Annotated in this window: 9 protein-coding genes; 4 read left to right on the top strand and 5 right to left on the bottom strand. The window is 71.8% G+C overall.

Annotated elements, in window-relative coordinates; translation table 11 throughout:
• Positions 1–9: 9 nt before the first annotated feature.
• The 3 genes from H180DRAFT_RS05870 to H180DRAFT_RS05860 all read right to left on the bottom strand — a co-directional run bounded on the left by H180DRAFT_RS05870 (position 10) and on the right by H180DRAFT_RS05860 (position 5,550).
• Positions 10–2,706: a SpoIIE family protein phosphatase gene (locus H180DRAFT_RS05870; protein WP_074466639.1), complete on the bottom strand. Its 2,697-nt coding sequence runs from the start codon at positions 2,704–2,706 to the stop codon at positions 10–12.
• Between the two features lie 144 nt (positions 2,707–2,850).
• Positions 2,851–4,224, bottom strand: coding sequence for an MFS transporter (locus tag H180DRAFT_RS05865; protein WP_079099866.1), 1,374 nt, complete (start codon positions 4,222–4,224; stop codon positions 2,851–2,853).
• Between the two features lie 483 nt (positions 4,225–4,707).
• Positions 4,708–5,550, bottom strand: coding sequence for a FadR/GntR family transcriptional regulator (locus tag H180DRAFT_RS05860; protein WP_079099865.1), 843 nt, complete (start codon positions 5,548–5,550; stop codon positions 4,708–4,710).
• Between the two features lie 321 nt (positions 5,551–5,871).
• Between H180DRAFT_RS05860 and H180DRAFT_RS05855 the strand changes: the two genes are divergently transcribed.
• The 4 genes from H180DRAFT_RS05855 (at position 5,872) to H180DRAFT_RS05835 (ending at position 12,740) form a co-directional block, all read left to right on the top strand.
• The gene (locus H180DRAFT_RS05855) at positions 5,872–7,392 is read left to right on the top strand and encodes an MFS transporter (protein WP_055484864.1); all 1,521 of its coding nucleotides are present in this window, start codon (positions 5,872–5,874) and stop codon (positions 7,390–7,392) included.
• Positions 7,389–8,453 carry a dihydrodipicolinate synthase family protein gene (locus H180DRAFT_RS05850; protein ID WP_079099864.1) on the top strand — a complete coding sequence of 355 codons (1,065 nt, stop codon included), beginning with the start codon at positions 7,389–7,391 and terminating at the stop codon, positions 8,451–8,453. The genes H180DRAFT_RS05855 and H180DRAFT_RS05850 overlap by 4 nt, the downstream gene beginning before the upstream one ends.
• 159 nt (positions 8,454–8,612) lie before the next feature.
• Positions 8,613–10,589, top strand: a complete 1,977-nt coding sequence (locus H180DRAFT_RS05845; RefSeq protein ID WP_055484863.1) for an LTA synthase family protein — start codon at positions 8,613–8,615, stop codon at positions 10,587–10,589.
• Positions 10,590–10,970: 381 nt separating this feature from the next.
• Entirely contained in the window at positions 10,971–12,740 is a 1,770-nt protein-coding gene (locus H180DRAFT_RS05835) for an AMP-binding protein (RefSeq protein WP_055484861.1), read from the top strand.
• A gap of 61 nt (positions 12,741–12,801) precedes the next feature.
• Here H180DRAFT_RS05835 and H180DRAFT_RS05830 read toward each other — a convergent pair whose 3' ends face one another.
• Together H180DRAFT_RS05830 and H180DRAFT_RS05825 are read right to left on the bottom strand one after the other, a co-directional pair.
• On the bottom strand, positions 12,802–13,416 hold the full coding sequence (locus H180DRAFT_RS05830; RefSeq protein WP_055484860.1) for a GTP-binding protein: 615 nt from the start codon (positions 13,414–13,416) through the stop codon (positions 12,802–12,804).
• Positions 13,397–13,711: a DUF742 domain-containing protein gene (locus H180DRAFT_RS05825; protein WP_055484950.1), complete on the bottom strand. Its 315-nt coding sequence runs from the start codon at positions 13,709–13,711 to the stop codon at positions 13,397–13,399. The genes H180DRAFT_RS05830 and H180DRAFT_RS05825 overlap by 20 nt, the downstream gene beginning before the upstream one ends.
• Positions 13,712–13,723 lie beyond the last annotated feature (12 nt).

Below are 13,723 nucleotides of genomic sequence, written 5' to 3'. Positions count from 1 at the left end.
GAGCGCGTCCTACGGCGTCCCCGGCAGCGCCTGCTCCGTCCAGATGACCTTGCCGTCCTTGGTGTAGCGGGTGCCCCACCTGTCGGCGAACTGGGCGACGAGGAAGAGACCCCGTCCGCCCTCGTCCGTCGTGGCGGCGTAACGCAGATGGGGCGAGGTGCTGCTGTGGTCGGACACCTCGCAGATGAGGGCCCGGTCGCGCAGCAGCCGCACCCTGACCGGTCCCGAGGCGTACCGGATGGAGTTGGTGATCAGTTCGCTGAGGATCAGCTCGGTGGTGAAGCCCTGTTCCTCCAGGCCCCATTCGGCGAGCCGGGAGGAGACGGCGGTGCGCACGCCGGAGACGGCCGAAGGGTCCGACTCCACCTCCCACTCGGCGACCCGGCCGGGGTCCAGCACCTTGGTGCGGGCGACGAGCAGCGCGATGTCGTCGCCCTGGCGGTCGGGGAGGAGGGCGTCGAGCACCGCGTCGCAGCTCTCCTCGGGCGTCTGGTCCGCGTGCGCCACGGCGTCGCGAATGAGCCGGAACCCGACGTCGATGTCCTTGTCGCGGCGCTCGACGAGGCCGTCGGTGAAGAGGACGAGCCTGCTGCCCTCCGGCAGCCGCAACTCGGCCGTCTCGAAGGGCAGTCCGCCGATGCCGAGGGGCAGTCCGGGCGGTATGTCGGGGAACTCGACGGTGCCGTCGGGAAGTGCCAGCGCGGGCGTCGGATGGCCCGCCCTGGCCATCACGCAGGTGCGGGCGACCGGGTCGTAGACCGCGTACAGGCAGGTCGCGCCGGTTATCGCCGTCTCGTCGCCCGCCTCGATCGCGTCCTGATCGATGCGGGACGCCAACTCGTCCAGGTGGCCGAGGATTTCGTCGGGCGGCAGGTCGAGGGCGGAGAAGTTGTGCACGGCGGTGCGCAGCCGCCCCATGGTCGCGGCCGCGTGCAGGCCGTGCCCGACGACGTCCCCGACGGCGAGCGCGACGCGGGCGCCCGGCAGCGGGATGACGTCGAACCAGTCGCCGCCGACCCCGGCCTGCGCCGGCAGATACCGGGAGGCGACCTCGACGGCGCTGTGCTCCGGAAGGGCGCGCGGCAGCAGACTCCGCTGGAGCGCGACGGCCATGCCGTGCTCACGGGTGTAGCGGCGCGCGTTGTCGATGGACACCGCGGCGCGGGCGGCCAGTTCGGCTGCGAGGGAGAGGTCGTCGACCTCGAAGGGCTCGGGCTTCTCCGAGCGCCAGAAGTTGACCACGCCCAGCAGCACCCCGCGGGCGCTGAGCGGCGCCGCGATGAGCGAGTGGATGCCGTACTCGAGGACCTTCTCGGTGCGTTCGGGGTCGTGCTCGCGCCAGCCGGCCGCCTCGCTCAGCCGGGGCTCGATCACCGCCTGCCCGCTCTCGAAGCAGCGGCCCTGCGGCGAGACCGGGTCGAAGGTGATCAGTTCCTTGAGCGGATAGAGGGGCTGGTCGTCGCGGATGCCGTGGACGGCGGTGCGCCGCATCGACGGGCGGCCGCCGCCCGGTTCGTCGCCGCGCAGCACGTCCTCGGCCAGGTCCACCGTGACGAAGTCCGCGAAGCGCGGGACGGCGACCTGCGCCAACTCCTCGGCGGTGCGCCGCAGATCGAGGGTGGTGCCGATGCCGCCACTCGCGTCGTAGAGCAACTGGAGGCGTTTGCGGGCCACTTCGACCCTGCTGGAGAGGAGCCGCAGCTCGGTGGTGTCACGAAGGGTGGCGACCCAGCCGGGAGGCCCTCCGTGGCGGTCGGTGGAACGATTGTTCACGGCGAGAAGCCGGTCGCCCGCGCGCAGCACCTCGTCCGTGGCCACGCGCCCCGGGTGGAGCAGTTCGCTCATGGGGGCCTCGAGGCCGAGCTCGTGCACTTCGCGTCCCTGGGCGTCGTCCGGAAGTCCCAGCAGCCGGCTCGCCTCGTCGTTGGCGAGCAGCAGTCTGCCCTCGCTGCTGACGATCAGCACGCCCTCGTGGACGGAATGCAGCACGGCGTCGTGGTGCTCGTACATGCGCGTCATCTCGAGCGTGCCGAGGCCATGGGTCTGCCTGCGCAGCCGGCGGCTGACCAGGGCGGTGCCGCCGGTGGCGAGCGCGAGCGCGGCGGCCGCGGCGAACAGAAGGATCGGCAGCTGCCGGTTCACCACGCCGCTGACCTTGTCGATCTTGATCCCCGCGGAGACGAGGCCGACGACCTCGCCGTCGTGTCCGGTCACCGGCACCACGACCTGCACGATGCGGCCGATGGTGCCCTCGATGGTCTCCTCCTGCACGCGTCCGGCGAGCGCCGGCCCGATCGTGCCGACGAACCTCTTCCCGATCCTGTCCCGGATGGGGTGCGTGTAGCGGATGCCCTGCTTGTTCATCACGACGACGAAGTCGACGCCGGTACGTTTCCGTGCAGCCTCGGCGGGCCGCTGGAGCTGTGCGCTCGGATCGGACGAGCGGAGCGCACTGACCGTGCCCGGGGAGTTCGCGAGGGTCTCGGCGACGGCGAGCGACCTGTCACGGGCGGCCTGCGTACCGTCGCGCCGCACCTGGAGCACCAGCGCCGCGACGGCCGCGACGACGAGCAGCAGAACAACGACGACCTGCAGGACGAAGACCTGCCCCGCGACGCTGCCCTCGCCCAGCAGCGGCCGCCGCCGGCGCCTGCCGGGGACCGGCGTGGCCGCCAGGGCCCGGAGACGTGTCAGCGGTCCTGCCATTGCCCCTGTTTACACTGCTCTTCCCCGCCAGTCGACAGGCGGTCGCCTCGCTCGAAGGTGCGCTCAGGCACACGCCGGGCGGCCCGCACGCCCCGTACGGGCTCCGCGCGCGCTCCCCCGGAACTCCTCACGATCTCCACACCATCAGGCTTCGGTCTTCTCCGCGTCGCTCTTCCCGCTCTTCCCGGTCGTGTCGGCCGTGCCGGCTTCCGCGAGCGCGGTGCCGGGCTCGGCCGTGCCGCGGGGCATGAGGATCAGGGCGCCCATGGCGAGCACGCAGCAGGCGACGATGTACCAGCTGATGCCGATGCTGGAGTCGGTCCGCTCGAGGATCGCCGCGGCGATGAGCGGCGCCGGGCCGCCCGCGATCACAGACGCGAGCTGGTAGCCGAGGCCGGCGCCGCTGTAGCGGACGTTCGCCCCGAAGCTCTCGGCGATCAGCGCGGCCTGCGGCCCGTACTGGATGTCGTGGAAGAACAACGACAGCACGATGGCGGCCATCACGAGTCCCGAGCTGCCGGTGTTGAGCATCGCGAAGTACGGGAACGCGAAGACCCCGACGCAGGCGATGCCGATTCCGTACGTCAGCCGCCGCCCGATGATGTCGGAGACGTACCCCCACAGCGGGACGCTCACCAGGCCCAGGGCCGCGGCGATGAGGGTGTCGTTGAGCAGTTCCTCCTTGGAGAGGCCGACCTTCTGCGTGCCGTAGGTGAGGACGAAGGTGATGAAGAGGTAGAAGGGCGCCTGCTCGGACAGGCGCACGAAGGCGGACGTGATGACCTCGCGGGGCTGGTCGCGCAGCACCCTCAGCACGGGCATGCGCACGACCTCCCGTTCCTCCTTCACCTCCCGGAAGGCGGGGCTCTCCAGCACGCGCAGCCGCACGTACATGCCGATACCGATCAGCGCGAAGCTGGCCAGGAACGGCACGCGCCAGCCCCAGCTCTCGAAGCCGTCACCCGAGGCGGAACTCATCAGCTGAACCATGGCGGTCGACGCGAGCAGCCCCAGCGGTACGCCGAGCTGCGGCCAGCTCGCCATCAGCCCGCGGCGCTTCCTGGAGCCCCACTCCATCGACATCAGGACCGAGCCGCCCCACTCGCCGCCGACGCCTATGCCCTGGATGATGCGGAGGAAGACGAGGAGCACCGGCGCGGCGAAGCCGATCGACGCGTACGTGGGCAGCAGTCCGATGAGGAAGGTGCTGACGCCCATCAGCATGAGCGTCATCACCAGCGTCGACTTGCGGCCGACACGGTCTCCGAAGTGGCCGAATATCGCGGCACCGATGGGGCGCGCGGCGAAGCCCACGAACTGCGTGCCGAAGGAGGCCAGCACGCCGACGTAGGTGGAGTGGCCGGGGAAGAAGAGCTGCGGGAAGACCAGCGCGGCCGCGGTGCCGTACAGGAAGAAGTCGTACCACTCGATGGCGGTGCCGACGGTGCTGGCGACCACTGCGCGACGTCGCTGGGTGCGTACCGTCTCTGGCGCGCCTGCCGGTGTGGACGTGGTCATGGCGGCTCCTCCGGATGGACTGGCCAGTGACCCACTGAACGAGAGTTGCCGGAAGGTTCGAGCCAACAGGGCCCGCTGTCAAGGGAGTACACCGCGCGGGCCGCGCACGGCGCCGCGACCCGTGGAGAAGGGCGGGAAGGGGGACGGGTCCTGTGACGAAGCGGGCGGATGGTGTGCCGCCCTCGCGCGGCGGGGACGTCTCCGGCCGCCGGGCGCGGAGCGCGCGTTCCGGCCGAACTCGCGCGGCGGGGAGCGAGCGTTCCGGCCGGGCGCGGAGCGAGCGTTTCGGCCGGGCGCGGAGCGCGAGTTCCGGCCGAACTCGCGCGGCGGGGAGCGAGCGTTCCGGCCCTCCCCGGCGCAGACGTCGGCGGGTGGGCGCCGGAGGGTCGGTGCCGGAGGGGCTGCATCGGGCGGGTCGGCAGCGACCGCCGGGGAGCGCAGCTCGTGCCGGACCGGACGGGGGCGGCGCCCGGCCCCCGGCCCTCACTCCCCCGTGGCGCCGCCCTGCGGGCTCCGGCGGCCGATGCGCTCCCGGATCGGCGCATAGTGCCTGACGATCGCCTCGCGCAGCAGCGCGCTGTCAGCGGCGCCGATGGCGTCGAGGACGGCGACGTGCCCGGAGGCCGTCTGGGCAAGGTCGGTCGCGCCGGGCAGCGAGCCGAGGGCGATGGCGTGGACGTCCCAGAAGGCGCCGGTGAGCTGGACGGCGAGCGCGTTCCCGGTCGCCTGCATCAGCAGCAGGTGGAACTCCCGGTCCTCCGCGGGGAATTCCTCGCCGCGCGCGGCCTTCTCGTGCATCGTCCCGGTCAACTGCCGCATCGCAGCCATTACTTCGGGTGTCGTCCGCTCGACGACGACCTCGGCGAGGCTCGTCTCGATCAGCTCGCGCACGTCGATCAGGTCGGCCATGACGTCCTGGTCGTCCTGTGCGTCGAGCATCCCCCGGAAGGCCAGTGACTCGACCATGGCCGTGAGTCCGAGCCGGCCGACGTAGGTGCCGTGGCCGTGCCGCACCTCCACGATGTCGAGGGCGGAGAGCGTCTTCATCGCCTCGCGGACGCGCGACCTGCTCACGGCGAGCTGCTCGCCCAGCTCGTGCTCGGTAGGCATCGGGTCGCCCGGGGCGAGCCGGTTGAGGAGGATGTACTCCTTGATGCGGTCCACCACGGACGGCTCGGCGGGGCGGGCGCCGCGCGGGTCGTGGCCGCGGAGGACGCGCCGGTCGCGCGGACCGCCCGGCTCGCGCGGACCGCCGGGTTCCCGGGAGACGCGGTGGCGGCCGTGGTCGCCGGGACCGTGCTCCGCAGGCAGCTTCTTCGCCGGCATCCGAGGGCGGACCTCCGAGGTCAGGAGCGGCCCTCGCGGCCGCCCGGAGAGCGTGCGTCCCGACATCGGACATCCTATGGGCCCCCCACGGATCCGGTTCCGGGCAGAGACCGGGGCGGCCCCGGCAGTGACCGGGCTGGAGCACGGACCCGGCAGGGCCACCGACCCGGCAGAGACCCGGCAGAGAGCCGGCAGAGAGCCGGCAGAAACCCGGAAGAGGCACGGACCCGGCACGGACCGGGGCGGTCTTGCCGGGCCCGCAGCGGGTCTCTAACGTCAGGACATCAGACATCTGATGTCCTGCGTCGGACGGGGGCTGCCATGACCGGCAGGAGCGAGGGCGGGGAACAACGGACGGCCTGGTACCGGGAGTTGTCCGGCACGCAGTGGCGGTCCTTCACCGCCGCCTGGCTCGGATATCTGCTCGACGGCTTCGACTTCGTGATCATCACCCTCGTACTGACCGAGGTGACCGACGAGTTCCGCCTGTCGTCCGTGACCGCCGCCGCGCTGGTCTCCGCCGCGTTCGTCTCCCGGTGGTTCGGCGGCCTCGCCCTCGGGGCCCTCGCCGACCGCTTCGGACGCAGGAACGCGATGGTCGTGAGCATCGTGCTGTTCTCCGCCGGTTCGGCGCTGTGCGCGGTCGCCCCCGCCTACTGGGTGCTCTTCGCGGCACGGCTGCTGATCGGCCTCGGGATGGCCGGTGAGTACGGGTCGAGTTCGACGTACGTCATCGAGTCGTGGCCGGAGCACTTGCGCAACAAGGCCTCCGGCTTCCTGATCAGCGGGTTCGCCATCGGGGCGGCGCTGTGCGCCCAGGTCTACCGGTTCGTGGTGCCCGAGTGGGGGTGGCGGGCCCTGTTCGCCGTCGGCCTCCTGCCGATCGTCGTCGCGCTGTGGCTGCGCCGCTCGCTGCCCGAGTCCGGCGACTGGCAGCGAGCACGTGACGCACACAGGGCCGGAGCGCGGGGGACGCCCGACATGTTCCGCACCCTCTACCGGGGCAAGCGTGCACGGAGCAACGCAGCGAACATCGCGCTCACGCTCGTCGCCTTCGTCGCGCTGCTGCTCGTCTTCGCCGGCCTCGTCCGCGGCGCGCTGCCGGTCACGGGACTCGCCGTGGTGATCACCGCGGTCTTCGTCTGCTTCATGGTCCAGTTCTCGGGACGCAGATGGCCCACGGGAGTCACGCTGATGTTCGTCGTGTTCACGGCGTTCCTGTACTCGTGGCCGATCCAGGCCCTGCTGCCGACATACCTCAAGACGGACCTCGGGCTCGCGGCAGGGAACGTCGCCGACCTGCTGTTCTTCTCGGGCTTCGGCGCCGCCGCCGGCTGCGTGCTCGGCGGCTTCCTCGGAGACCGTTTCGGGACGCGCAGGGCGTACTGGACGAGCCTCGTCGTCTCGCAGGTGCTCGTCTTCCCGGTCTTCCTCGCCGGGAGCGGGTCGCTGCTGCTGCTCGGTACGCTTCTCTTCCTCCAGCAGGCCTTCGGGCAGGGCATCTCGGGGCTGCTGCCGAAGTGGATCGGCGGCTACTTCGCGGTGGAACAGCGGGCTGCGGGCCTCGGCTTCGCATACAACGCGGGGGCGCTGGGCGGCGCGGTGGCACCCGTGCTCGGCGCGGGGCTGGCGCGGACGATGCCGCTGGGGACGGCGCTCGCGGTGCTTTCCTTCGGCCTGACGGCGGTGGTGATCGTCCTCGTGGCGGTGAACGCACCGCTCCGCGCGCAGCGCGCACTCGCGCCCGCGCACGTGTGGGAGACGGACGCCCTCGACATCGTCCCGCGCGCTCCGGCGCCGGCCGCGCCTGCCGGCTCCGGCCGGGAAGGCATGACGTCATGACACCCTCCGCGAACTCCCGCACAGCCGGCACAGGTACCGCGGCAGGTACCGCGCCCGGCACCGCGCCGGGCACCGCAGCAGATGCCACGGCAGATCCCGCGGCCCCGCGCGGGCCGCTCACCGGTGGCGTCGTGCCCCCTCTCGTCACGCCGCTGACCGAGGACCGCGCGCTCGACGTCCCCTCGTTCGAGCGGCTGATCGGACGGCTCCTCGAAGCCGGGGTCGACGGGCTGTTCGTGCTCGGCTCGACGGGCGAAGCGGCGTTCTGCACCGACGAGTTGCGTGCCCAGGTCATCAGCGAGGCCGTCCGTGTCACGGCGGGCCGCGTCCCGGTCCTCGCGGGCGTCATCGACACCCAGACGGGCCGGGTCCTGCGTCAGCTCGAAGCCGCTCGGCAAGCCGGTGCCGAGGGAGTGGTGGCGACCGCGCCCTTCTACGCCGCCACCCACGCACCGCAGGTCAGGCGCCACTTCGAGATCCTCGGCGAGCGCGCGGACGTCCCCGTCTACGCGTACGACATCCCGGCGTGCGTGCACACCAAGCTCGACCCGGACATGCTCGTCGAGCTCGGGCTGAGCGGGGCGATCGCCGGGGTGAAGGACTCCTCCGGCGACGACGTCGCCTTCCGGCGGCTGGCGCTGCGCAACCGCGACGAAGGCGGCCCGCTGACCCTCTTCACCGGGCACGAGGCCGTCGTCGACGGCGCGTATCTCGCGGGCGCCGACGGTGTCGTGCCGGGCCTGGCGAACGTCGACCCGGACGGATACGTCCGCATGCACGCGGCCTTCCGCCGGGGCGACTGGACGGCGGTGCGCGGCGAACAGGACCGGCTCGCGGCCCTCATGGAGATCACCCGCGTCGCGACGTCGGTCACGGGGTGGGGCGCGGGCGTCGGCGCCTTCAAGACCGCCCTGATGCTGCAGGGGGTCATCGCGCACAACCAACTGCCCCAACCCTTCGAGGCGTTCGGCGGCGACGACGCGGAGGCCGTCAGGGCGGTCCTCGGCACGGCGGGGCTGCTGCCGCCGTCCCCCGCGCCCCTGCGTCCTCCGCTCCCATGACCGTGCGAACACGGCTCTGTACGACTCGTGTCGTTCTCTATCGGGCTGGCAAAACCCCGCCACCAGGGCACCCTCCGCGTCGTACGCTTCCGGCGCGGCCGGTCCGTGATCACTGGTCCGCCGTGACACCACCGCGCCAGGCACGGAAGGACCCCCGGGTTGTCGCTCTTCACACGTTCGCTTCGGCAGCAGCGGAACAAGGACAAGGACGGTACGGAGAAGGGCGTGAGCCCCGAGCCCGGAACCGACCCGTCCGCGGCCGCGACCACCGACGACACGGATGACACGGACGACACGGACGGGACAGACGGCACGGACGGGACCGACGGGACGGACAGCACGGAAGGGACCGACGGCTCGGCGGACAAGGGCTCCGCGGACGAAGGCGTCAGCGACGACGAGGCCGTCGGCGACGACAACGGCGACAACGGCGAGAGCAGCAGCGGTTGGCGAGGGCGGTACCCCTCCGCAGCCCGTACCGCCTCGGTCACGACCACCGTCCTCGCGACGGCTCTCGTACTCACCGCGCTCCTCCTGCCCAACGCCCTCATCCGGCTCACGCCCAGCGCGTTCCTCCGCATACCCGTCGAGGGCATATTCGGCGCGGTCGTGCTGCTGATCCTGCCGCCCCGCTTCAGGCGCTGGGCGGCCCTCCTCGCCGGGTGCCTGCTCGGCCTGGTGACCATCCTGAAGTTCATCGACATGGGCTTCTACGAGGTACTGGCCCGCCCCTTCGACCTCGTCCTCGACTGGATCCTCCTCGACGACGCGCACCAGTTCCTCAAGGACACCGTCGGCCGGAACGGCGCCGTACTGGCGTTCGTGGGCATCGTGATCCTGGCGCTCTCGATCGTGGTCTTCATGGCGCTGGCGGTGCGCCGGCTGAGCCGCATCATGTCCCGGCACAGCGTGGTGACGGGCCGCGCCGCCCTCGCGCTCGGGACCGCGTGGATCGTCTGCGCCGTCTTCGGCATCGAGACGGGCAACAACGTCGACGTCGCCTCCAGGAACACGGCCCTCCTCGTCCAGAACCGGGTGAAGGCGGTCAGGGCGGGGATCAAGGACGAGAAGGCGTTCGCCAAGGAAGCCCGCGTCGACCGCTTCGACGAAACCCCCGGCAGCAAGCTCGTGCCGGACCTGCGCGGCAAGAACGTCATCGTCGCCTTCGTCGAGAGCTACGGCCGCATCGCGCTCGAGGACCCCGAGATCGCTCCCGGCGTCAACTCCGTGCTCGCCGACCGCACGAAGGCGCTCGAGGACGCCGGCTTCTCCTCCAAGAGCGGCTGGCTCACCTCGCCGATCTCCGGGGCGGGCAGCTGGATGGGCCACTCCACCCTGATGTCGGGCCTGTGGATCGCGAACCAGCAGCGCTACCGCAGCGTCACCTCGAACGACCGCCTGACCATCACCAGGGCTTTCCGCAAGACGGGCGACTACCGGATGGTCGGCATCATGCCGGGCGTGCGGCGGTCCTGGCCCGAGGCGAAGTTCTACGGCATGGACCACGTCTACGACTCGCGTGAACTGGGCTACGAGGGCCCGTACTTCAGCTGGTCGCCGGTGCCCGACCAGTTCAGCCTGAAGGCGTTCGAGCGGCTGGAGCACAGCAAGGCGGACCACAAGCCGATGATGGCGACGATCATCCTCGCCACCAGCCACAACCCGTGGTCGCCGCTGCCGAAGATGCTGCCCTGGGACGAGCTCGGCGACGGCTCGGTCTACAAGCCCATCCACGACGCGGGCGCCCGGCCCACCGAGGTGTGGAAGGACCCGCACCGGGTGCGCGAGCAGTACGGGAAGGCCATCGAGTACTCGCTGCAGAGCCTCACCGAGTACATGGAGAAGTACGCCGACGAGGACACGGTGCTCGTCTTCCTGGGCGACCACCAGCCCGTGCCGACCGTGACGGGCGGCAGCAAGAACAAGGACGTGCCGATCTCCATCGTCGCCAAGGACGAGAAGGTGATGGACAACGTCTCCGGCTGGGGCTGGGACGAGGGCCTCAGGCCGGGCGACGAGGCGCCCGTCTGGCGGATGGACAAGTTCCGTGACCGATTCCTGACGGCGTACGGGTCGGAGCCGGAGGCCGGGTCCGAGGGGGGATCCAAGCCGGGGTCCGAGCGGGGGTCCGAGTAGGGGTCCGGGCCGGGGTCCGAGTAGGGCTCGATGTCGGGGTCCGAAGCGGGGGTCCGAGTCCGGCTCGAAGTCCGGGTCCGGGCAGATGCGCTGAGGACCGGGCCCGCACGGCCCGTTGACCCGCCCCGAACCCTTCGTCCACAGTGGCGGGCACTCCGGCCGGGCGGCCCGTCGACCTGCCGTCCGGGCGGGCGGCTTCGTGCGCGAGGAGGACGTGGACGTGACCCCGACGGCCCGCCGCCACCGCCCGATCCCGGAGGCCGCCGGACGTCCGGCCCCGCGGCACCCTCACACCCGCGCGTCCCGCCACGGACCCGACAGCCCTTTCGACGCCGCGGCCCCCTCCGGCGCCGCCGGTCCCGTGCACGAGACGGCCGCAGGATGAGCGGCTACGCGGAGCGGCCGTGGCTCGGCCTGTACAACGAGGGCACGCCGGCCGGCATCGTCCCCGAACACGGCACGCTGCTGGAGATGTTCCGCGCGTCCGTCGAACGCTCCCCCGGCACCGAGGCGATCCGCTACTTCGACGGCGTGCTCACGCTGGCCGACGTGGACGCGGCCTCCGACGCGCTCGCCGCCGCTCTCCAGGACCGCGGCTTCGCGCGGGGCGACCGGCTCGCGGTGTACGTGCAGAACAACCCGGCGTTCGTCGTCGGGCTCATCGCGGCGTGGAAGGCGGGTGGCAGCGCCGTCGCCGTCAACCCGATGAACAAGGCGCGCGAAGTGACGTACCTGCTGGCGGACTCCGGTGCGACGGCGCTGCTCTGCCTGGACGAGCTCCACGAGGCCGTGGCCGCCGAGGTGGTCGCCTCCGGGGAGACGCGCGTCGGCACCGTCGTCACATGCTCGGCACGGGACTGGCAGACCCGCGACGATCCGCGGCTCTTCACGCCCCCGGACTCACGCGGCGCAGCGCAGGCGCAACCGGGCACGGCCCGGGACGCGGGAACGGCCCGGGACGCGGGCACGGCCCGCGACGCGGGCACGCTCGATCTGCTCACCCTCGTCGAGGAGTACGCGGGACGCGCGCCGCGGCCGCACACGCCCGAGCCGGACGACATCGCCGTGCTCACCTACACCTCCGGGACGACGGGCGTGCCCAAGGGCGCCATGAACACCCACGCCGGGATGCTCTTCAACACCTGCACCTACCGGGAGTGGATGGGCCTGACCCCGGCCGACAGCGTGCTCGGCCTCGCCCCGCTCTTCCACATCACCGGCCTGATCGGTCATCTCACGCTCTCGCTGCTGCTGCCCTGTCCGCTGGTGCTGGCCCACCGCTTCCATCCGGAGGTGATGCTCGACGCGCTGCGCGAGCACCGGCCGGCGTTCACCGTCGGCGCGATCACCGCGTTCGTCAGCCTCTCCGCGGCGCCAGGCGCGCGGCGCGAGGACTTCTCGTCGCTGCGCGTCGTGTACTCGGGAGGCGCGCCCGTCGCGCCCGCCGTCACCGCACGGCTGCGGGAGAGCACCGGCATGTGCGTCCACAACTGCTACGGGCTGACCGAGACCAACTCCCCCTCCCACGCGGTCCCGTTGCACGCGAAGGCGCCCGTCGACCCGGCGTCCGGTGCGCTGTCGGTGGGGGTGCCCGTCTTTGACACCGTCGTGCGCATACTCGACGACGACGGTGAGGAGGTGCCGGTCGGGGAGACGGGCGAGATCGCCACGTCGGGCCCGCAGGTCGTGCCCGGCTACTGGGGCAGACCGGAGGCGACCGCCGAGTCCCTGCCCGGCGGCGAACTCCGCACCGGCGACGTGGGGTTCATGGACGGGCAGGGCTGGTTCTACCTCGTCGACCGCAAGAAGGACATGATCAACGCTGCCGGCTACAAGGTGTGGCCGCGCGAGGTGGAGGACGTCCTCTACGGGCACCCCGCGGTGCGCGAGGCGGCGGTCGTCGGCGTCCCGGACGCCTACCGGGGCGAGACGGTGAAGGCGTTCGTGTCCCTCAACTCCTCCGCAGCACAGGGCCCGGAGACGGACGGGGAAGGGCGACCCGTCACGGAGGCCGCCCTGATCGCCTACTGCAGGGAGCGGATGGCGGCGTACAAGTACCCCCGGTCGGTCGTCTTCCTGGACGACCTGCCGAAGACGTCGACCGGCAAGATCCTCCGGCGCCGGCTGCGCGCCGGCGCCGGGGACCGCTGATCCCGGGGACCGCTGAACCCGGGGACCGCTGAACCCGGGCGGGGGTCCGGCTCCCGTCCGCTCAGTGGGAGCCGTTGTGCATGCCACGGGTGTAGATGCGGCGGGCGTGCTCCACGAGGGCGATCAGCACCTCCTTCGCCGATTCCCGCTGCCGTGCGTCACACAGCACGACAGGGGTCTCCGGGTCCAGGTCGAGGGCGACCCGTACGTCCTCGGAGGCGTAAGTGTGGGCTCCCGCGAAGCAGTTGACGGCGACCACGAAGGGAACGCCACGGCGTTCGAAGTAGTCGACGGCCGGGAAGCTGTCCTGAAGGCGCCGCGTGTCGGCGAGGACGGCCGCTCCGAGCGCCCCGTTGGCCAGCTCGTCCCACAGGAACCAGAACCGGTCCTGACCGGGCGTGCCGAACAGATACAGCGACAGTGTGTCCTCGAACGTGATGCGCCCGAAGTCCATGGCGACCGTTGTCGTCGTCTTCTTCTCGACGCCGCCGAGGTCGTCGACGGGCCGTCCGGCCTCGGTGAGGCGTTCCTCGGTGCGCAGCGGACGGATCTCGCTCACCGCCCCGACGAAGGTCGTCTTGCCCGCGCCGAAGCCGCCGGCCACGAGGATCTTCAGCGACACGTGGGAGCCGCCGACCCGGCCGGGCCGCCGCTCGTCAGAGTGCACGGAGTCCATCGATCACTTCCCTGAGAACGTTTTCGTCCGGCAGCCGGGCAGGTGCCGGCGGCCGTCCGACGGTGATGTGACCGGCGTCCAGGAGGTCGCCGAGGAGTACGCGCACCACACCGACCGGCAGGTCGGAGTCTGCGGCGATGTCGGCCACGGAGCGCGAGGCGACGCGGCACAGCGACAGGATCGCGGCGTGCTCGGGCCCCGGAGGCGGCGGCGCCTCCTCCGGGGCCTCCGCGGCGTGGATGAGCGCGATCAGGTCGAACGACTCGCTGGTGGGCCGGGCCCGGCCCGCCGTCATCGCGAACAGGCG

This window comes from Streptomyces sp. WMMB 322 (genome assembly GCF_900090145.1).
Classification (GTDB): domain Bacteria; phylum Actinomycetota; class Actinomycetes; order Streptomycetales; family Streptomycetaceae; genus Streptomyces.
This window is presented reverse-complemented; position numbering and strand designations above follow the sequence as displayed.